This is a genomic window from Variovorax sp. W2I14 (assembly GCF_050435205.1).
Lineage (GTDB): Bacteria > Pseudomonadota > Gammaproteobacteria > Burkholderiales > Burkholderiaceae_C > Variovorax > Variovorax paradoxus_C.
Map to the genome: position 1 here is coordinate 5,553,252 of NZ_JBNDJX010000001.1, position 20,779 is coordinate 5,574,030.

The 20,779-nt window shown below is 65.0% G+C and carries 17 protein-coding genes; 11 read left to right on the forward strand and 6 right to left on the reverse strand.

Annotated elements, in window-relative coordinates; genetic code table 11:
- Positions 1 to 4 precede the first annotated feature (4 nt).
- Positions 5 to 1,126, reverse strand: a complete 1,122-nt coding sequence (locus QF040_RS25920; protein ID WP_429613401.1) for an alpha/beta hydrolase family protein — start codon at positions 1,124 to 1,126, stop codon at positions 5 to 7.
- Positions 1,119 to 1,670 carry a VOC family protein gene (locus QF040_RS25925; RefSeq protein WP_429613402.1) on the reverse strand — a complete coding sequence of 184 codons (552 nt, stop codon included), beginning with the start codon at positions 1,668 to 1,670 and terminating at the stop codon, positions 1,119 to 1,121. Before QF040_RS25925 ends, QF040_RS25920 begins: the two co-directional genes overlap by 8 nt.
- Before the next feature lie 84 nt (positions 1,671 to 1,754).
- On the opposite strand from QF040_RS25925, the gene QF040_RS25930 reads away from it, so the two are divergent.
- The 3 genes from QF040_RS25930 to pyk all read left to right on the forward strand — a co-directional run bounded on the left by QF040_RS25930 (position 1,755) and on the right by pyk (position 5,484).
- Positions 1,755 to 2,660, forward strand: a complete 906-nt coding sequence (locus QF040_RS25930) for a LysR family transcriptional regulator (RefSeq protein ID WP_429613403.1) — start codon at positions 1,755 to 1,757, stop codon at positions 2,658 to 2,660.
- 93 nt (positions 2,661 to 2,753) lie between these two features.
- Positions 2,754 to 3,947, forward strand: coding sequence for a phosphoglycerate kinase (locus tag QF040_RS25935; protein WP_429613404.1), 1,194 nt, complete (start codon positions 2,754 to 2,756; stop codon positions 3,945 to 3,947).
- A gap of 88 nt (positions 3,948 to 4,035) precedes the next feature.
- Positions 4,036 to 5,484 (forward strand): pyruvate kinase, encoded by a 1,449-nt coding sequence (gene pyk / locus QF040_RS25940; protein ID WP_013544165.1) that lies wholly within the window; start codon positions 4,036 to 4,038, stop codon positions 5,482 to 5,484.
- A 77-nt stretch (positions 5,485 to 5,561) separates the two neighbouring features.
- Here pyk and QF040_RS25945 read toward each other — a convergent pair whose 3' ends face one another.
- Entirely contained in the window at positions 5,562 to 6,578 is a 1,017-nt protein-coding gene (locus QF040_RS25945; RefSeq protein WP_013544164.1) for a 1-aminocyclopropane-1-carboxylate deaminase, read from the reverse strand.
- A 137-nt stretch (positions 6,579 to 6,715) separates the two neighbouring features.
- On the opposite strand from QF040_RS25945, the gene QF040_RS25950 reads away from it, so the two are divergent.
- From QF040_RS25950 to QF040_RS25975, 6 genes are all read left to right on the forward strand, one after another.
- Positions 6,716 to 7,201, forward strand: a complete 486-nt coding sequence (locus QF040_RS25950) for an Lrp/AsnC family transcriptional regulator (protein ID WP_429613405.1) — start codon at positions 6,716 to 6,718, stop codon at positions 7,199 to 7,201.
- A gap of 35 nt (positions 7,202 to 7,236) precedes the next feature.
- Positions 7,237 to 8,166 (forward strand): alpha/beta hydrolase, encoded by a 930-nt coding sequence (locus tag QF040_RS25955; RefSeq protein WP_429613406.1) that lies wholly within the window; start codon positions 7,237 to 7,239, stop codon positions 8,164 to 8,166.
- Positions 8,167 to 8,230: 64 nt separating this feature from the next.
- On the forward strand, positions 8,231 to 9,295 hold the full coding sequence (gene fba, locus QF040_RS25960) for a class II fructose-bisphosphate aldolase (RefSeq protein WP_013544161.1): 1,065 nt from the start codon (positions 8,231 to 8,233) through the stop codon (positions 9,293 to 9,295).
- Positions 9,296 to 9,403: 108 nt separating this feature from the next.
- Complete coding sequence (locus QF040_RS25965; protein ID WP_307646042.1) at positions 9,404 to 10,309, forward strand: phosphoribosylaminoimidazolesuccinocarboxamide synthase; 906 nt, start codon at positions 9,404 to 9,406, stop codon at positions 10,307 to 10,309.
- A gap of 95 nt (positions 10,310 to 10,404) precedes the next feature.
- Positions 10,405 to 11,067, forward strand: coding sequence for a helix-turn-helix transcriptional regulator (locus QF040_RS25970; RefSeq protein ID WP_429613407.1), 663 nt, complete (start codon positions 10,405 to 10,407; stop codon positions 11,065 to 11,067).
- A 40-nt stretch (positions 11,068 to 11,107) separates the two neighbouring features.
- The gene (locus QF040_RS25975) at positions 11,108 to 11,743 is read left to right on the forward strand and encodes a Crp/Fnr family transcriptional regulator (RefSeq protein WP_429613408.1); all 636 of its coding nucleotides are present in this window, start codon (positions 11,108 to 11,110) and stop codon (positions 11,741 to 11,743) included.
- On the opposite strand, the gene QF040_RS25980 is transcribed toward QF040_RS25975, so the two are convergent.
- From QF040_RS25980 to QF040_RS25990, 3 genes are read right to left on the reverse strand one after another with little or no spacing between them, the layout of a single operon-like run.
- Positions 11,709 to 13,943, reverse strand: coding sequence for a S8 family serine peptidase (locus tag QF040_RS25980; protein WP_429613409.1), 2,235 nt, complete (start codon positions 13,941 to 13,943; stop codon positions 11,709 to 11,711). The genes QF040_RS25975 and QF040_RS25980 overlap by 35 nt on opposite strands.
- An 18-nt stretch (positions 13,944 to 13,961) precedes the next feature.
- Positions 13,962 to 15,077, reverse strand: coding sequence for a phosphatase PAP2 family protein (locus QF040_RS25985; protein ID WP_429613410.1), 1,116 nt, complete (start codon positions 15,075 to 15,077; stop codon positions 13,962 to 13,964).
- 15 nt (positions 15,078 to 15,092) lie between these two features.
- Entirely contained in the window at positions 15,093 to 16,877 is a 1,785-nt protein-coding gene (locus QF040_RS25990; protein ID WP_429613411.1) for an adenylate/guanylate cyclase domain-containing protein, read from the reverse strand.
- Between the two features lie 369 nt (positions 16,878 to 17,246).
- Between QF040_RS25990 and QF040_RS25995 the strand changes: the two genes are divergently transcribed.
- Positions 17,247 to 19,241 (forward strand): carboxypeptidase-like regulatory domain-containing protein, encoded by a 1,995-nt coding sequence (locus QF040_RS25995; RefSeq protein ID WP_429613412.1) that lies wholly within the window; start codon positions 17,247 to 17,249, stop codon positions 19,239 to 19,241.
- 13 nt (positions 19,242 to 19,254) lie between these two features.
- Positions 19,255 to 20,766, forward strand: coding sequence for a hypothetical protein (locus QF040_RS26000; protein WP_429613413.1), 1,512 nt, complete (start codon positions 19,255 to 19,257; stop codon positions 20,764 to 20,766).
- Positions 20,767 to 20,779: the final 13 nt, after the last annotated feature.

The window sequence follows — 20,779 nt, forward strand, 5'->3', positions numbered from 1 at the left end:
TCTTCTAAAGGGCGTGCGCGAATTCGGCGATGGCGTCGGCCGCCTTCGGGATCAGTTCGGGTTGCCCCGCGAGGTAGTGATTGCCGCCGACGATGTCGACGTTGCGGATGCGCGCGCCGCCTGCGGCCATCCACGCATCACGCGTGCTCGGAAAGGTCGACTGGTCGCCTGTGTAGGTCAGCAGCAGCTTGGGCACCGTGGTGCGCGCGAGGTTGCTCGGCCCGTCGGCTTGCGAGCGCGATGACCATTGCGAAAGGAACGCAGTAAGCGAGGTGGTGCGGCCCATTGCGTTCGCCGAGTAGTTCACCTGGCGTGCATCGCCCCACACGCTGCCGGGCAAGCGGTCGTTCGCATCGAGCGAGAGGTCGACGCAACGCGGATCGGCATGCGTGCGGTAGACGACGAAGGTCTGGTCGCGCGGCGCGCCCGGTGTGTTGCGCAACAACGCCAAGCGGTCGATGCACCATTGCTCGGTGCGATCGAGCCGCGCCTTCTGCGCTGCGCTGAAGCGTGCGAGGAATTCAGCGTCGTAGGGCACGCGATGGCGCGGGTCGTACATGTCGAGGTCGGGGTTCACCGAGAGCGGGTCGTGCTCGTCGGTGACCGAGGGATCGATCCAGTCGCGCATCAGTCGTGTGCGGCCCAGGTGGGCGGCGCACAACGCGATGCCGTCCACCGGTGGCAGGTCACTCGGGTGCAGGTGCGTCGGGTCGCCATCGGGCAAGTGCGTGGCGGTGAGGTTCTCCGCCTGCGCCTGGTAGAAGGCCGCGAGCGCTGCGCCGCCCGAGTTGCCGACGAGGATCACCTTGTCGTAACCGGCTTCGCGCAGGTACTGCACGCCGGCGCCCAGATCCTGGATGGCGCGCTCCATCAGCAGCACCGTGTCGTTGCCCACGAAGCGCGAGTTCAACCCCATGCAGCAGATGCCACGCTCGGCCAGAGGGCCGATCAGGTAATGGCCCATGAAGTTGCTGGTCGGATGCATCACGAGGGCCGCGACCTTCTTCGGACCCGTTGGCTCACGGAAGGCGCCGTAGATGCGCGGGCGCAGCAACTGCAGGCCCGACTGGCTTTCCATCGCCGCGCCGGGCTTCACGTCGATGACGGCGAGTTGCAGATCAGACATGCGTCGCGCCTTTCGCTGCGCGCAGTTCCGCCTTGCGCACGGTCCATGCGTCGAGGTCGGCGCGGGCGCGCCGCGCATGCGCGTCCATCTCAGCCTGCGGCACGGTCGGCGTAGTCAATTCGAGGCGAATGCCGTTCGGGTCGAAGAAGTAGATCGATTCGATGATGTGGTGGTCGGTCACGCCCAGCACCTCGATGCCCGCGTCTTCGAGCCGCGCCTTGGCTGCGAGCAGATCGTTCACCGAATCGACGCGCAGTGCGATGTGGTTCACCCACGCGGGCGTGTTGGGCGAGGGCAGCGCGGCGGTGTCGTCGCCCAGGTCGAAGAAGGCGATGTACGAGCCGTCGCGCATCTGGAAAAAGATGTGCACGTAGGGGCAGTACTCGCCGGTGCTGGGCACGTGGTCGCTCTGGATGATGTGCGCGAGCGGCAGGCCCAGCAGGTCTTCGTAGAAGTGGCGGGTTTCCTCGCTGTCGCGGCAGCGCCAGGCGAAGTGGTGCAGCCCGCGCACAGGTGGCGCGGCGGTGGCGGTCGTGGTCGGCATGCGTGTCTCCGGTGAGCCTTGATTGGGCGATGCCGCGTCCTATGATGCAATCGAAATTAATTCATCGATTGATGAAATAGCCATATGAATCTGACCTTGCGCCAACTGCGCGCCTTCGCTGCCGTCGCCGAAGCCGGCAGCTTCACGGCTGCGGCGCAGCAGCTGCATCTCACGCAGTCGGCGCTCAGCGTGCTGGTGCGCGAACTCGAACGCGAGATGGGCGTGCAGCTGCTCGACCGCCACACCCGGCGCGTGCAGCTCTCGGAGGCGGGGCGCGAGTTCCTGCCTTCGGTGCACCGGCTGCTGGGCGACCTGACGAGTGCCGTGGCTGGGGTGACCGATCTGCGTGACAAGAAGAAAGGGGTGCTACGCCTTGCAGCGCCGCAGCTCATGGCCTGCACGCTGATGCCGCGCGTGATCGCGGCCTACCGCGAGGCGTATCCCGACGTCGATGTGCGCCTGGCCGACACGCTGCCCGAGCACCTGCTGGCCGGCGTGATGGCCGGCGATGTCGAGCTCGCCGTGGGGCAGGACGTGACAGTCGATGGCGCCATCGAGCGCCGCACGCTGTTTCGCGACCGCCACTGGCTGATCTGCCCGCCGGACCACGCCTTTGCCAAACGCCGCAAGGTGCGCTGGCACGAGCTTGGTCCCTACACCTTCATCGCGCCCACGCGCGACTTCCGCCAGCGTGTGCTGCCCGAGCTGGCCCCGGCCGAGCGCGATTACATGCTGCGTCCCGGCACCCAGGAGGTGTCGTACATGACCACCGCGCTCGGCATGGTCGCCTCGGGGCTCGGGCTCACCGTGTGCCCGACCTATTCCGCGCCGCTTGTACGTGCCCACGGGCTGCAGATGGTGCGGCTCGAGTCGCCCGACTTTCACCGCGAGGTGTGCATCTACAGCGCGGCGCGGCGCACGCTCTCGCCGGCCGCGGCAAGCTTTGTCGAGCTGCTGGAGCGCTTTGCGAAGGCGCAGCCGAAGGGTTGAAAAGCATCGGAACGCTGCAAGAGGCGCATAGAGCCGCTCTGGGGCGATACCTACAATGCAAGACGACCTGTTTTCCACTATCTCCAGAGACCCATGAACGTCATTCGATTCACCGACCTCTGCGCTGAGGGCAAGGCCGCCGGCCAGCGCGTCTTCATCCGCGCCGATCTCAACGTGCCGCAGGACGACCAAGGCAACATCACCGAAGACACGCGCATCCGCGCCTCGGTGCCGTGCATCCAGCTGGCGCTCGACGCCGGTGCGGCCGTGATGGTCACTTCGCACCTGGGCCGCCCGACCGAGGGTGAATTCAAGCCCGAGGACTCGCTCGCCCCCGTGGCCAAGCGCCTGGGCGAACTGCTCGGCCGCGATGTGCCGTTGGTCGCCAACTGGGTCGACGGCGTCGACGTCAAGCCCGGGCAGGTCGTGCTGCTCGAGAACTGCCGCGTCAACAAGGGCGAGAAGAAGAACGACGAAGGCCTGGCCCGCAAGCTCGCCGCGCTCACCGATATCTACGTGAACGACGCCTTCGGTACCGCCCACCGCGCCGAGGCCACCACCTACGGCATCGCGCAGTTCGCCAAGATCGCAGCCGCCGGTCCGCTGCTCGCCGCCGAAATCGACGCCATCACCAAGGCGCTGGCCCAGCCCAAGCGGCCGCTGGTCGCGATCGTGGCGGGTTCGAAGGTCAGCACCAAGCTCACCATCCTGAAGAGCCTGTCTGCCAATGTGGACCAGCTGATCGTCGGCGGCGGCATCGCCAACACCTTCATGCTGGCCGCAGGCCTTTCGATCGGCAAGTCGCTGGCCGAGGCCGACCTGGTCGACCAAGCCAAGGCGGTGATCGAGGCCATGCGCGCCCGCGGCGCCGATGTGCCGATTCCCGTGGACGTGGTCACGGCGAAGACCTTCGCGGCCGATGCGCCCGCCATCGTCAAGGACGCGAACGACGTGGCGGACGACGACCTGATCCTGGACATCGGTCCGAAGACCGCCGCGATTCTTTCGGCGCAATTGCGCGAAGCCGGCACCATCGTCTGGAACGGCCCGGTCGGCGTGTTCGAGTTCGATGCCTTCGCGGGCGGCACCAAGGCCATCGCGCAGGCGATTGCCGAGAGCAGCGCGTTCTCGATCGCCGGGGGCGGCGACACGCTCGCGGCCATCGCCAAGTACGGCATCGAGAAGCAGGTCGGCTACATCTCGACCGGCGGCGGCGCCTTCCTCGAAGTGTTGGAGGGCAAGACCCTGCCGGCCTTCGAAATCCTGTCCAAGCGCGCGGCCGGTTGAGTTCGGCGGCGGGGAATCTCGTGAGGGTGACTTCCGTCAGACACACAAAGTGTATACAGTAGCGAATACAAAAACGGAGACCAACTTCATGAGCACGGATCGCATCCCCCGCCACGCCACCAAGATCGTTGCCACGCTCGGTCCGGCGTCCAGCACCCCCGAACTGCTGGAAAAGATGATCCAGGCCAAGGTCAGCGTGGTGCGGCTGAACTTCAGCCACGGCACCGCGCAGGACCACATCGACCGCGCCACCATGGTGCGCGAAGCCGCCCGGAAGGCAGGCCGCGAAGTGGCCATCATGGCCGACCTGCAGGGTCCCAAGATCCGCGTCGGCCGGTTCGCGCAGGGCAAGGTGATGCTCGAGGCGGGTGCCAAGTTCGTGCTCGACGCTTCGCGCACCGAGCTGGGCGACATCGACGCCGTGGGCCTCGACTACAAGGACCTGCCGCGTGACGTGAAGCCCGGCGACAAGCTGCTGCTGAACGACGGCCTCATCGTGCTGACGGTCGAAGGCGTCAAGGGCGAGGCGGTGCACACCATCGTCAAGCTCGGCGGCGAGCTCTCGAACAACAAGGGCATCAACAAGCAGGGCGGCGGCCTCACCGCGCCCGCGCTGACCGCCAAGGACATGGAAGACATCAAGACCGCGATGAGCTTCCAGGCCGACTACGTGGCGGTGAGCTTTCCGAAGAACGCCACCGACATGGAAATGGCCCGCCAGCTGTGCAATGTGGCGGCCGCCGAGTACGGCCACAAGCCCGGCATGATCGCCAAGATCGAGCGTGCCGAAGCCATTCCGAAGCTCGAAGAGATCCTGCGCGCCAGCGACGGCATCATGGTCGCCCGCGGCGACCTCGCCGTTGAAGTCGGCAATGCCGCCGTGCCTGCGCTGCAGAAAAAGATGATCCGCATGGCGCGCGACATGGACAAGGTGGTGATCACCGCGACCCAGATGATGGAGTCGATGATCACCAACCCCGTGCCCACCCGCGCCGAGGTGAGCGACGTGGCGAACGCCGTGCTCGACGGCACCGATGCCGTGATGCTCTCCGCCGAAACCGCCTCCGGCCGCTACCCGCTGGAAACCGTGCAGGAGATGAGCCGCATCTGCGAAGCCGCCGAGGCCGCCGAAGACAAGACGCTCGACGCCGATTTCAGCGGCAAGGCCTACAGCCGCATCGACCAGTCGATCGCCATGGGCGCGCTCTTCACCGCGCACCACCTGGGCGCCAAGGCCATCGTGGCGCTGACCGAATCCGGCTCGACCATCCTGTGGATGAGCCGGCACCGCGCGCACATCCCGATGTACGCGTTGACCTCGCGCCTGGCCACGCAGCGCAAGCTCGCGCTGTACCGCAACGTGCGCCCGCTCCTGATGGATTCGGAAAGCGACCGCGACACCGCGCTGCAGCAGGCCGAGAACCACCTGAAGAAGCGCGGCATCGTGCAGAGCGGTGACGTTTACGCCATCACCTGCGGCGAGCCGATGGGCGCGCCGGGCGGCACCAACATGCTGAAGATCTGCCGCGCGAGTTGAGCGCGCGCTCAGCAAGGCAAAGCAAAGGCCGGCGCATGCCGGCCTTTTTCGTTGCGTGATTCAGCGCATCGTCCCGTTCAGCCGTTGCGGAACAGGAAGCTGTAGGCGTTCAGTGCCGGCACGCCGCCCAGGTGGGCGTACAGCACCTTCGATCCAGCCGGGAACTCGCCGAGCCGCACCTTCTCGATCATCCCGTGCATCGACTTGCCCTCGTACACGGGGTCGGTCAGCATGCCTTCGAAGCGCGCGCAGAGGCGAATCGCCTCCAGCGTGCCTTCGTTCGGCAGGCCGTATTCCGGGCCGCCGAAGCGGCGGTCGAGCACCACGTCTTTCTCGGTGATATCGCGGCCCAGCTCGACCAGTTCGGCGGTGTTCTTCGCGATGCGCAGGATCTGCTCGAAGGTCTGCTGCGGCTTGGCCGAGGCGTCGATGCCGATCACGCGGTCGGCGCGGCCGTCGGCTGCGAAGCCGACCACCATGCCGGCCTGCGTGCTGCCGGTCACGGCGCAGACCACGACGTAGTCGAACTTGAAGCCCAGTTCGGCTTCCTGCTGGCGCACTTCTTCGGCGAAGGCCACGAAGCCCAGGCCGCCCCTCGGATGCTCGGAGCAACCCGCCGGAATCGGAAAAGGCTTGCCGCCGGCCTGGCGCACGCTTTCCATCGCGTCTTCCCAGCTCTTGCGGATGCCGATGTCGAAGCCCGCGGCGTCGAGGCGCACGTCGGCGCCCATGATGCGGGACATCTCGATGTTGCCGACCCGGTCGTACACCGCGTCGGAGTAGTTGACCCAGTTCTCCTGCACCAGCACGCACTTGAGGCCCAGGTGCGCGGCCACCGCTGCAACTTGGCGCGTCTGGTTCGACTGAATGCCGCCGATGGACACCAGCGTGTCGTAGCCGCCTTCGAGCGCCTCGGGGATCAGGTATTCGAGCTTGCGGGTCTTGTTGCCGCCGAAGGCCAGGCCGCTGTTGCAGTCCTCGCGCTTGGCGTAAAGCTCGACCTTGCCGCCCAGGTGGGCGCTCAGGCGCTTGAGCGGATGGATCGGCGTGGGGCCGAAGGTCAGGGCATGGCGGGGAAATTTCTTCAGGTTCATCGACGCGGCTCCGAGGGGGTTGAAGCCATTGATCGTAGGAAGAAGCGCTCGCAACGTGCTTGCGAATTTCTGAAGGATTTTGGGAAAAAAGAAGGCAAGATTCGACAGTAGAAGTTTTTCAGTTCAAGGATGGCTGCATGAGCACAACAAAGTTGCGTCCACCGTTGGAACTCGATCGCACCGATCGCGCCATCCTGCGCGCGCTGCAGCGCGACGCCTCGGTGTCGAACGTGGCGCTGGCCGCCAAGGTCAATCTCAGTGCCCCCGCGTGCCTGCGCCGTGTCGAGCGCCTGAAGGAGGCCGGGTTCATCAAGGGCATCGTCGCGCTGCTCGATCCGGACGCGCTGGAGGTCGGCATGCTGGTGATGATCGGCGTGGTGCTCGACCGCTCCACGCCCGATTCCTTTGCCGACTTCGAGAAGGCCGCGCAGAAGGTCTCCGGCTGTCTCGAATGCCACGTGGTCTCGGGCGAATTCGACTACTTCATGCTCGTGCGCACCCGCGACAACGACAGCTTCAACCGCCTGCACGCCGAGCAACTGCTGTACTTGCCGGGCGTGCGGCAGATCCGCACCTTCGTGGTCCTGAAGCAGGTGCTGTCGACGACGCAGCTTCCGATCTGACGAAACCGCGGCGCGCCCGCGTGCGTATTGGTGCGATGAGCTTTCCCACCTTCGCGTCCCTGCGCCGGCGCCGCAGCGCCATCACCACCGCCTTTACCGTGACCGCAGCCGCCGTGCTGTCGGCCTGCTCGCCGATCAAGGTGCTCAACGGGCTGGTGCCGGAAGACACCTATCAGTTCCAGGGCGGCATCGCCTATGGCGCAGCCCCTCGGCAGCAGCTCGACGTGTACCAGCCGCTGCCCGCCACGCCGCCGGCACGCGGTGCGCGGCCGCTGGTGGTGTTCTTCTTCGGCGGCACCTGGACGAGCGGCGACCGCGCGAGCTACAAGTTCGTCGGCGAGGCGCTGGCCGCCCGGGGCGCGGTGGTCGTGATTCCCGACTACGGTCTTTCGCCCGCTTTCACCTACCCGGTGTTCGTGCGCGACAGCGCCCTGGCCGTGAAATGGGCGCTCGACAACGCCGCGCAGCTCGGCGCCGACCCGAAGCACGTCTACGTGATGGGCCACAGCTCGGGCGGCTACAACGCCGCGATGGTGGCGCTGGACGATCGCTGGCTCGGCGAACTCGGCGCGAGCCCCCGGCAGCTCGCGGGCTGGATCGGCCTGGCCGGCCCTTATGACTTCCTGCCCATCGGCGACCCGCAGGCGCGGGCCGCCTTCAACTGGCCGAACACGCCGCGCGACTCCCAGCCGCTCGCGCACGCAAGCGCCGCGTCACCCCGCGCACTGCTCATGGCGGCGTCGAAGGACAACCTCGTCTACCCCGACCGAAACACCGGACAAATGGCCGCGGCCCTCCGCGCCGCCGGGGTTCCGGTGCAGGTGCGGCTGTTCGACAACCTGAGCCACGTCACGTTGATCGGCGCCTTCGGCAAGCCGGTGCAGTGGCTGGGCGGTCCAGTGCTGCCGCCGGTCATGGACTTCCTCGGGTTGGCGTCAGTCCTGTCCCACAAGGGGCCTCGGTAGAATTACGGCAGTTTTTCTCGTCTTTCAGCCTTCTTTTTCCCCTAATTCCCGCGAGGTATTTCCCATGGCACTCGTCTCGATGCGCGAACTGCTGGACCACGCCGCAGCCAATGGCTACGGCATCCCGGCCTTCAACGTCAACAATCTCGAACAGGTCCAGGCCGTGATGGAGGCCGCCAAGGAAACCGGCGCGCCCGTCATCCTGCAAGCCAGTGCAGGCGCCCGCAAATACGCCGGCGAAGCCTTCATCAAGCACCTGATCCAGGCCGCGATCGAGCAGTACCCGAACATCCCGCTGGTCATGCACCAGGACCACGGCCAGAACCCCGACGTCTGCAAGGGCGCCATCGACCTGGGCTTCAGCTCGGTCATGATGGACGGTTCGCTCGAGGCCGACGGCAAGACCATCGCCAGCTACGACTACAACGTGGACGTCACCAAGAAGGTGTCCGACATGGCCCACCGCCTGGGCGTGACCGTCGAAGGCGAGCTCGGCTGCCTCGGCTCGCTCGAAACCATGAAGGGCGACAAGGAAGACGGCCACGGCACCGACGACACCATGACGCGCGAGCAGCTGCTCACCGACCCCGAGCAGGCCGCCGACTTCGTCAAGCGCACCCAGATCGACGCGTTGGCCATCGCCATCGGCACCAGCCACGGCGCCTACAAGTTCACCCGCGAGCCCACCGGCGACATCCTGGCGATCGACCGCATCAAGGAAATCCACCGCCGCATTCCCAACACCCACCTGGTGATGCACGGCTCCTCGAGCGTGCCGCAGGAACTGCTGGCGATCATTCGCCAGTACGGCGGCAACATGAAGGAAACCTACGGCGTGCCCGTCAAGGAAATCCAGGAAGCCATCAAGCACGGCGTGCGCAAGATCAACATCGACACCGACATCCGCCTGGCCATGACCGGCGCGGTGCGCAAGTTCCTCGCCGAGAACCCCGAGAAGTTCGACGCCCGCGAGTGGCTCAAGCCCGCGCGCGAAGCCGCCAAGCTGATCTGCAAGCAGCGCTACATCGAGTTCGGCTGCGAAGGCCAGGGCGCCAAGATCAAGGGCGACACGCTGCAAGTGGTCGCCGCCAAGTACGCCAAGGGCGAGCTGGCGCAGGAAGTCGTCTAAAAACTTCCCTGCGATCCGAAGGCCACCGTTCGCGGTGGCTTTTTTCTGCGCGCACAATCCGCTTTCCCGTCACCCGTTTCCCCACAGCATCTCCCCCTCTTTGCGCCCATGACCACCGTCCACACCTCCTCCATCCAGAGCCTGCCCCTGCTTGCGCGCGGCAAGGTGCGCGACAACTACGCCGTCGGCGAGGACCGCATCCTGATGGTCGCGAGCGACCGGCTCAGCGCCTTCGACGTGATCATGGGCGAGCCGATTCCCGGCAAGGGCGAGATCCTCACGCAGATGGCGCTGTGGTGGTTCGAGCGGCTCGGCCAGCTCTGCCCGAACCATCTGACCGGCGATGCGCCCGAGAGCGTGGTCACTGCCGAGGAAGTACCGCAAGTCACCCAACGTTCGATGCTGGTGAAGCGCCTGAAGCCGATCCCGGTCGAGGCCGTGGTGCGCGGGTATCTCGCCGGCAGCGGGTGGAAGGAGTACCAGGAAAGCCGCTCAGTCTGCGGCGTGCCGCTGCCCGAGGGCCTGACCAACGCGAGCAAGCTGCCGCGCCCGATCTTCACGCCCGCCGCCAAGGCCGCGGCCGGCGAGCACGACGAGAACATCAGCTACGACCGCGTGGTCGAGATCGTCGGCCCCAAGCTGGCGCAGCAGATCCGCGAGACCAGCATCGCCATCTACGAAACCGCTGCGCAGATCGCCCTCACCAAGGGAATGATCATTGCCGACACCAAGTTCGAGTTCGGCCTGGACGAAGCCGGCACGCTGGTGCTGATGGACGAGGTGCTCACGCCCGACAGCTCGCGCTACTGGCCCGTGGAAGGCTACGAAGCCGCGCTGGCCGCCGGCACGAATCCCCCGAGCTACGACAAGCAGTTCGTGCGCGACTGGCTCGAGGCCACGAAGATCAACGGCAAGCCCTGGGACAAGACGCCGCCGGCGCCGCGCCTGCCGGCTGAGGTGATCGAGAAGACTGCTGCCAAGTACCGTGAGGCGCTGGAGCGTCTCACCGGCTGATGTGAATAAGTCACAAACGCCTCGGCAATAGTGCCCATCCGCGAGGGCAGGGATTTCAGACACTTTCTTCATCCCTACAGATGAGGAGAAACAAGATGAGCTCTGCCACCGATGTGCGGTTGCCTCACAGCAGCCCCACAGAGCATGCGACGCCGATGCCGCCACCGGATGTGTGGCAAGCCGGCCTCTTGGCCTGCGTGCTCGACGAAATCGACCACGGCCTGCTGCTGGTCGACATGAGCGGCCGCATCCTGCATTCCAACCAGTTGGCGCGGCGCGAACTGTCGGGACAGCGCGCCCTGTGCAGCATCGACGGCCTGCTTTGCGCCACGCAACCCGTCGGCCGAACCGCGGTTCGGCGTGCGCTCCAGGATGCGGGGCGCGGCTGCCGAAGCCTGGTCGAACTCGAGCATGCCAACTGGCCGCTTTCGCTGGCCTTCGTTCCCCTGGCCTCGCGCGGTATCGACGCCGTGCTCGTCATGTGCAGCCGCGCCGATGGCTGCGAGGCGCTCACCATGCAGATGTTCGCGCGGGCCAGGCAACTCACGCGCGCCGAGCAAGCCGTGCTGGCGCAGCTCTGTGCGGGGCAGCGCGCCGAAGAAATCGCCAGCCAGCAAGGGGTCTGCCTGTCGACCGTGCGCACCCACATCAAGAACGTTCGCCTGAAGACCGGGAGCACCAGCATTCGCGAGGTCGTGCATCGCGTATCGCGCATGCCGCAGTTGATGTCTGCATTGCGGATCGCCGCCCCCAGCTAACCCCGGCGGCGGTGTCAGAGGGCGCGGCTATAGTCCGCGCATGCCGACGCCTGCCCCGCCCGAACTGCCGCCAGCGGTCCTGAAACTGGCCGCGCTCGGCGTGCAGCGGCGCTATCGCACGCACACCCTGCTGATTCAGGAAGGCGACGCGGGCGACACCATTTTTGTGGTGCTCAGCGGCCGGCTGCGCGCCTACGTCTCGGACGCCCGCGGCCGCGAGATCACGCTCGGCTATCACGGCCCTGGCGACTACGTCGGCGAGATGTCGCTCGACGGGGGCCAGCGCTCGGCCAGCGTGCAGGCGGCCGAGCCCACGGTGTGCGCGGTGCTCACGCGGGAAACGATGCTGCGGCACCTGGCGCGCGATCCGGAGTTCGCGCTGGAGCTTGTCGTGCGCCTGATCCGGCGCGCGCGGCTGGCGACCGAGAGCACCCGCAGCATCGCGCTGCTGGATGTCTACAGCCGGTTGAAGCGGCTGCTCGAGGAGCGGGCGCAGATGCAGCCGGATGGGGGGCGTTGCATTGCGGAGCGGTTGACGCACCAGGCGATTGCTAGCGAGATCGGGTGCTCGCGGGAGATGGTCAGTCGGTTGATGAAGGACCTGGAGGAAGGTGGCTACATCGCCGTTGACCGGCGGATGCTCATTCTTGTGGGCGACCTTCCCGCGCGCTGGTAGCCAGGCGGCTCGCCGAGTTGGCGGTGACCGGCATGGAGGCCATGCTGTCACAGCCCACATTCAACCAGCCCGCGCCGATTCGGGCTTGTGTGAGCGGATCCAGCGGTAACAGCGGGCTGAGTGGTGCCTTGACCGAATTGATCCGGCAGCCTTGGTTTGTCCCCGCCAGCAGCGCATCGGTGATCTCCGCGCTGTCCATGCCCGGGGACGGCGGTTTGGACGACGGCCCGCCTCTGTTGCCTGCGAACAGATTCAGGATGGCGCGCGCAACCTGAGGGGCGGCAACGCTGGTCCCGTTCATCCGTATGGTCGTGCCGCTGCGCGAACCGGCGGCGAGCAGGCCAGGGGCGGCCTCTGCTTGGTCTCCGGGTGCCACGAGATCCGGCCATTGGTGCCGCCCGTTGCATAGAACAGAGACACGGGCGGCCGTATACGGCGATGGAAGCCCCGACGTTGCGTAGCAGGCTCCTGCGACGATGGGATGCAGACCGTTGGAAATGCTGTTGCCGGTGCCGCGACGCTTGACCGGATCCTCCGCGACGTCGTCGACCGTGGCCGGCTGGCGTGGGCGCGTGGACAGAAACAGCGATTGCCGCGCGTTATAGCGCGCACCCGGAATGGCTTCGTCGCGCTGAATCCATGCGTCGAAGGCAACGGGCGTCTTCCAGTCTGCAATGGACAACTTGATGCTCCATAGCCCATGCGGTGCAGAAGCCGAACAATCTTTTTCGAGACGCGTCGGAAGCAACGAAATCAGGATCAAGGACATCGCGGGGGCCGAGGGGACGCTGCCTGTCGACGTGGAAATGGCACAGCAAGACGACTCAACGGTGTCGCCATCGAACACGGTCATGCCGACCTGGGCTCGACCGCCGTGGGAGCCGTCCGGTTTCATCAGATCGACCATCACATCTCCGATGCGGTTTGTCTCGATCCACAGCTCGCAGAAACTCTCGGTCGGGTCTTCGACCCGCACCTGCCAACCAAGTTGGACCGGTGATGCTGGCCGGACGACCCCTGCCGCGTGCCCCGCAGCGTCGAAGTGATTGCCGGCCGGGAGTACCAATGCAAAGTCCCGCCCCTTGCCGCGCTCGCGTTGAATGATGCTGTCTAGCGCGCGTTCGAACAGGCTGCTGCCGTTGTGCGGACCTCCCGTTGCGCCGAAGCTGAGATTCACGACCACGCTGGCCGTGCTGTCGATCTTGCGCAAGGCGTAGGTGAGCGCGTCCAGCACATGTTTCGCGAGCCCCCCGCCCGACGTGTCCTGCGAGACCAGAGGCGGAAGCTGGACCATGACGATGTGCGTTGCGTCGGAGCCTGCATCGTCTGCGGCAGCGGGACCGTGCCTTGGAGGTTGCCTCCCAGCGGCCAGATCCGCCACGTGGGTCCCGTGCGCGAGTGCGAGCCGTACGCGGTCGTAGCGAAGGTCGCCGTACATCCGGGTTTCGGACCGGCTGTCGGAGAGGTTCTCGATGAGCGTGTCGATCTTTGCGGCGGCGAGCTCTCGTCCGTAGGCGAAGTCGTCCACCGGGCTCCATTCGGTTGGATAGCGTCCGGGTGACTTGCCCAGCACGAACTCCTCTATCTGCCCGCCTGATTGCTGAACCACGACGTGTGAGGGATCTTGGTCCCAGAAGTAAGCGATCCGCGTGGATTTGCCGTCCGATTTGCGAAAGGCGTCATGCAGGAAGGCCAGTCCATCGTCAATGATGACCATGACATTGCCGGTCAACGGTTGTACAGACGCGTTCACCTGAAGGGCGCTTGACCACGCTGCTTCGGGTGGTTCAAAGGCGAGCACAGGCGGAAACCAGTTCAGGACTTCGTCAATCGGCACGGCGCGCGCGGTCGAGTACTCTGCATGAGCGGCGAGAAGCATCCCCTTTTCGCGCCAGCCCACAACATGGTCAGCGTTTGCGGAGACGCTGTAGATCTTCTTGCCGTGATCACCATCGGCAATCTCATGAAAGGCTACGCTGAAGTACTCGGCATACGGCCCACTTGTTCCCTGCGCCTGAGCTTGGAGGTCGTCCTTGAGCGCTTCATCGCACTCGAGCACCAACTGCAAGCTTTTGGGTTCGGGAGAGGGCAAGCCGCAGATGGTGAACTTCAATCCTTTCAACAGAGCCCACTCCACATAGGGGTCTTGCGTCAATGCGGCAACGACGGTGTGCGTGGGCGTGGGCGTGGGTTCGGGCATCGAAATCTCCCTGGAAGTTCAGTAAGAAATTTCTTCTTGCGCTTTGTGCCAAAGCCAATGGAGCGACTTGGACTCCTCGACCTCGATCACAGGCGTGCCATCGACGCCGCGCGTGACCCCACTCCCTTCGAGAAGGTGGATACCCGAATCGTTGGCCCTCGATATCTCGGGATTGCTGTCGGGCAGCTGGTTCCCAGCCAAAGACCAGCAGTCGACCTGCCGTGGTTGTGGGCTCTCGTTTCCGGCGCGCGCGGCAAAGTAGGCCGCCAGACGGTGCCCCAGAAACTGGCCCGGTGGCGTGTCGATGGGAAAGTGCAAGCCGGCCACGACCCGGTTGTCCGCGATGCGATGGGCCAGCGCATGCAGGCGCTCGTTCTGCGAGTGCCGGTTTGGTCGCAGGTGCGACATCAACGATGCGAAGAAGAAGGCTTCCGTGGCGTGCCCGCTCGGCCAACTGAAATAGGCGGGCGTCTGGATGCAGGGCTGGACATCGACGCTCCATGAAGCCGGCCGAGGGCACACAAGCTCATGCTTGATGCGGTGGATCAGTTGCATCGTCACGTGCAGAAGCACAAGTGCCAGTTCGATCGTGTATCGATTTCTCTCGGGATGAAGGTTGCAGATGCTGGCCCAGAACGCGAACTGGGGCGTCACCTGAGAGATGATTTCCGCCATCCGCTCCGGTCGCTCGGCTCTTCGTGCCAGAACGAGCTTTGTTTGAGATCCGAATGCTCCCTTGTCGGGTCGTTTGAGCGTGACCCACGGCGATGCGTCGTATCGAAGTTGAACTTCGAGAGGACCGTTTTCGGGTTGCGGGCTTGCTACGCTCAACCCCTCCAGGCACTCTTGCGTGAGCAGGTGGAACCGGGTTCTCGCGTCGTTTTGCTGGAGGTAGCCAGGGAGCGAGCTTTCAGGATATGCGACGGGCTCCACTGGCTCAGGTGCACGGACCGGCGAAGCATATTGCCGGCTGAGATCCATGGCGCCGTAAAGCAGAGGGTTGCTGATGGCTCCTGAATACCCAGCAAACGTATTGGCTGCGTTCGTGAAGTCCATGGTGATCATTCCAGACATACCGGACATGCCAGACATTCCCGACATACCGGACATGTTTTCGGCGCTGAACTTGTTCATGGTTTCTGTTCCTGGTCAGTGGGCTGGAAGACCGGCAATGCGCATGCTTTGCACGATTTCCTGCAGTTGTGGTGAATTGGCCATTGGGGATCGGGCGACGAATCGCTCGATCGTGAAAAGCGGTTCGATGGTCAGCAGTGCGGTGGCGACCTCTCGGGCGCGCGCTTCGTTCCCACACATCGCGCTCGCGACAACGAGGGTCTTGTAGGTGGACGCATGCAGGCGATGGGACCTGAGCGAGCGTTCTGCCAGCATCGCCGACGTGGCATATTCGCCCGCCGAGAGATACGCAGTGGCGGCAAGCGATTCGTAGTAGTAGCGGGCAGGGTGCAGCGGCGAGAGCAGCAGTGCCCTGTCCGCGGCTTCGCGCGCCTGTTGGCCGAAGCCCTTCCAGGCATTCAGGGTAGCCATGAACAACCACGCCAGCGCTTCGTTCGGGTTCTCTGCAATAGCCATCTGGTACGAACGCTCGGCCGCGTCAAAATCCTTGAGCAAATAGCCCGCGATCTGTCCCTTGATCGTCATGGCCAATGACAAGGACGGATCGCGATCGGATGCGCGCTCGATCTCGAACATGGCGCGCTTCGCTTCGTGCTGCGGATCTCCGAGCCAGCCTGAAGAGACACCGATCACGTACCACTGCCCGAGCCAGGCTCGAGGCATTCCGAAGCGCGGGCGGCGCTCCGTGAGATGTTCGAGCAGTTGCCGGGCGCGCGCGAAGTCGCCATGCGACTGGCGGTGCATGAGTGCGATCCCGCCGACCAGCAGCGAGTAGTCGTCCAGTGTCTCCGGTGGCTGATTGCGTGCATGCCTGATACGCGACTGGAGCAATGTGTCATACGCACCGTTCGCAATGGCGCCTACGAGTTCGCTCTGCGCATCGAAGAGATCTTCCAGCGCTGCTGAGCGGCTATCGGTCCACAGAACGGCGCCGGTCTGCAGATCGCTCAATTCCGAGCTGATGAACAAGCGCGCACCGCGCACATGAAACGCGCCGGTCAGTGCATAGCGCGCTCCGAGATGCCTTTCGATGGCCGCGGAATCCAGTGTGCGTCCCTTGAATGCGGCACAGGAAAGCCGCGACAGCACGTGCAATTCGGTCCGAGCAAGTTGATGGATGACGGCATCTGAGATCAGGTCGCCGACCATGGCGTGCTGAGGATCGCCGCGTCGATTGTCGAAAGGAAGAACAGCAACCACCGTTTGGTCGGACGCGGTTTGGGCTTTGGTTTCGGTCGAGGCGGTGGGACGCGCATCGTTGGCGCCAATTCGGTAGATGCGTATCGGCTTGTCAATGTGCTTCAGATAGCACTCTCCAAGATCCTCGATGTCAGCATCGAGTCCGTCGACAAGTTCTTCTCTTGCGGCGACAGTCATGGCCGTCTGATGCGGCTGAGCCAAAGTGGCAACCCGTGCGGCGAGATTCACGCCGTTGCCGTAGATGTCGATGCCGTCGGCGTAGACGTCGGTGGCATGCAGACCCGCGCGAAGCGACAGGGACTTGCCCGACCGCAGCGGCGCAATGTTCGACGCCATCCACGCATGCATGGCATTCGCCGCCGCAGCAGCGAGCGGCACGGCATCGAACTCCACCAGCAACCCATCCCCCAAGCTTTTCACAAGCCGCCCTTTGTTGGCCGGCAGGATGACCTGGTTCACGTGGGCAAGAAACGCTTGCCAACGCTGGATCACGCCCAGTTCATCCGCCTGCATGAGACTGACCGATTCGACGAGATCGACGATCAGCACCACCTTGCGGTGGCGTTGAAGGTTGAACCCGGCAACGGCCGATGCAGGCATGTTGGTGTCCCTTGACGACAAGGTCATCCTCCCCAGGATGGAGCAATCCGCGAAATGAGGCGGCGGGCGCCTCGTAGTTCTTTTTCGCGATAGTAACGGGATGTTGTGACTTTGGTACACATTTCACAACTAGGCGTTTCACCGCACCTTGTCTCCTCCGCGAAGGGGATGTGCCTCGAGGCCAGGGCCAGAACACTGCTCGGCATCGGAGTCCGTGTCGGATTCCGGCTTGTCACACAAAGCCGAGAGGTTTCCATGAAGCAGATACTTTTTTCTTCCACCCGCCGTGGGGCAGTCATCGGTGCGTTTTCTGTGGTTCTTGCGGCCTGTGGCGGCGGAGGCGGCGGGAGTGGCGCAGGCGGTTGGCCCATGGGGCCGATCGGCGGCGGCACACCGGTCGAGCCATCCCCCGTGGCATCGAGCAGCACGCTCAGCGGTGTGGCGGCCACGGGTGCCGCATTCGTGCAGGCTGCGATCACTGTGACCGATGCTACGGGGGCAACGGTCTGCAGCACCACTACCGATTCCGGTGGAAGCTATCGCTGCACCCTGCCAGCCGGCACCAAGGTGCCGCTGGTCATACGCGCTGCACGCGACGAGCAGGTTCTCTACAGCGCCGTGGCGAGTTCGGCCGATGGCACCGCCAACGTGACGCCGCTGACCACGATCGTCGTGTCCAGGCTCGCGCCGCAGGGCCATCCGGGTAATCTGGCCGCTGCGATCCAGTCGGGCCCAGAGACCGTGACTGCCGACACCTTGCGGGTTCAGGTGAGTGCGTTGATCGCCGCGTTGCAGCCCCTGTTGAGGGCCTTGGGCCTGAGCGAAAACATCGATCCGATCGGTGGCGTGTTCTCCGCCGATGGCACAGGCCAGGACAAGTTGCTCGACACCATCTCGGTCAGCGTGCGACCCGATGGCTCCTCCGCCAATGTCGAAATCACCGTCAAGACACTGCCCGCAGCGGCCGACAGCGCACCGCTGTCGATCGTGTTTCGCAGCAGCGATGTGGCGATCCCGGCGTTGCCAGCCGCGCTGACTGCGCAACAACTTGCGCCCGTGCCCGCACCAGGCGTGGTGTCCGACCTGTTGAAGCGCCTGACCGCCTGCTATGTGCTGCCGCTGTCGCAGCGTGTCAACGCGAACAGCGATGCGGGCAATGCCATCGGTACCGCGGCCGATGTCATCGCGCCGGCCTGCCGCACGCTGTTCGAGGGGGACGATCCGGCCAGCTACGTCGCCAATGGCCGAGAGGTCGGGCGCAACGCAAACAACGCGGGCGCTTTTGCAAGCCTGTTCCGCGCGGGCGCGACGGGACTCCAATGGGAGCAGGGCAACGTCGAGTTCTTCCGCGACGGCAGCACCATGATCCTGAGCTACCGGTGGACCGACGCGTCGGGCAACACCGACACAGACACCCTCGCAGCGCGCGAGGTCGGGGGCGTGCTCAAGCTCACGGGCAACAGCAATGCCTACAACGTCAGCGTGCGCCCCTTTGCGCAGAACCGCGAATTGCTCAACACGCCGGCCTTCAGTTCCTTCACCACCGGCTACAACATCAGCATCGACAACCGCACCGATGGCGCCGGCAGCCCGGTGTTCAGCCAGGTGAAGGTGACTGCGCCCACCGGCGAGCAGCGCATCTACCTGCCGCAGCCGGGTCTGTCTTACCTGGTGGTGACGCGCGACGATGGCGTCACGCCCACGGCGACTCCGGTCTTCCGTCTGCGCGGCGAATACCAGGACGCGGCCACGCCCGGCAACCCGAGCGAAAAGGAAGGCGGCATCTATTTCGTCAGCCCGCAGTACACCGATGCGCGAATCGCCGCACTGAACAACCAGGGCGCGTGGACACTGGAGTTCGTCCACGTCGACAGTGCCGTACAGAACGTGGTGCAGCACCATCGCACGTTGTCGCGGTCGCTGACGATCGGAGAGATTAGACAGTCGGCCTTTGCGGAGATCACCCCGGCGCTGCGTGCCGAGCTGGTCGCCGCGAGCAAGGCCACCGGCGACTTCGCATTCGGTGCGCCGAGCCAGGCGGAACCGAACATCGTCGACTTCAGCGCCGATGGCAATCAGGATGGCTGGGTCGTGCCAGTCGGCGCCTTGGCACCGACCTCGTTCAGCGCCCTGGGCCGCGCGCCCGCCGGTGCCCGCTTCAACGACACCACCGGCGTCAGTGGCCAGGCGCGGAAGGCGCAGCTCTTCTGCTCGCCGCAGACCGCAGCAGATGCGCATTGCGACTCGCGCTTCGGCGCCCCGCAGTACGCCGAGGGCAGCACCATCAACAGCTTCGAGCTCTGGGCGCGCAGTTCGCGGCAGGTCGAGATGAGCAGGCTGCTGGGCCTCTACAAGCTGCAATGAAGCTGGGGACGCCATGATCACCACGCGACTGCTTCGCCTTCTGGGTTTGGGGTGCATCGTCTTGCTCGGCGCCTGTGGCACGAACAAGTACGACCGTACGTCCGACAGCAATTGGGAGGACCTGAACCGCTCCGGCATCGAGCCGGTCACCCACCATGTGCTCGAGCAGATCAATTTGATCGAGCTGCTCGACCCGAAGGACCTGACGAGGCAATCGTATGAACGCGAGGGTGGAGGTGGCGGCGGACGCGAGAGCTGGGGCAAGCTGTCTTTCTCTGTTCGCTACGACCGGGTTTTCGCCAGCTTCGCGGCGCACCCGGACGATGTCGCACCCGAGGTGCGCCGCAATCTTGTGCTGAACCGCCTGGTCGCCGCCTCCGAGCGGCGATGCGGCCGATTTTTCCAGTACCTCAAGAAGGAGAACGCCGACAAGAATTTCTACTTCGCCATCGGCAGCAGCGTGCTGGCCACCGCGGGCGCGTTGGTGCCCGGCATCCGGGCTGCCCAGAATCTGTCGGGTCTGAGCGCGCTGGCGTCGGGTGTGCGCGCCGAGTACAACAACGAGTACTACGCCAATCTGGCCGTCTCCGTGATCACGAAGGCCATCGACGAAAAGCGCAAGGAACTGCGACTCCAACTGCAGGCGGCACAGGCGCAACCTTATGAGCGCTACGACATTGCCGCCGCCGTGGCCGATGGCGTGCGCTACGACGCGTCCTGCAACATTGTCAATGGGCTGGAGCAGGCCAACGAAGCGCTGCAGAGGCTCAACGAGCCGGGGCGCGACGCCATCAACCGGGCGTTGCTCAAGGACAGGCTTGCCCGCGCGTTGGCGTCCGGGGATGTGAATGCCGTGGGCGAGTTCAACAAGCTGGCCGCGGCGCTGAACATCGAAGCGAGCTCCTTGTTGGTGGGCGGGGCGCCCTTGGCCACAGGTGATGCGGTGCTGCGCGGTGGTGCCGGATCGGCCTATGACGCGACACGTGGAACGGACGTCGTGGCGGCTGCTGCGCAGTCCCTCGGGCGGATCGAGCGGACGCTGAAATTGCTGGAGAACGATCTCATGGGCGTGATCGGGGACAAGTCCACGCCAGCGGCGGTGGCCACGTTGACCGCTGCGTTGAAATTGCTGCGTTCGGCGCTCGGGACGCAGTTTGCGGACAAGGAGGGTGCGACAGCTTTCGGTTGCTTTGCCGATGCCAAGGTCATCGCGGAGACCTTGACCCGGACCCGGAACGCAGCCCTGCAAGCCAAGGCAACGGGAACGGACGAACGCAGCACGGCCGATGCGCTGGAAGACGCAAGAAGGGCCACTGTCGGCTTTGTCGCCAAGCTCGATCGCTATGAACGTGTCGTTGGAGAAGTCGCCACCAAGGCCAGTGGTGACTTGCGCAAGAAATTCAGCGCGGAGAAACCGGAATTCGATACAGCGGTCAAGTCCGTGGCGGGCGAGCTCGACATCGCGAGGGTCGAGGCGGGTATCGGCGCGGTCCGCCTTTGCACTGCCAAGCCAAAGAAGGCCTGATGCCCGCGGGCGC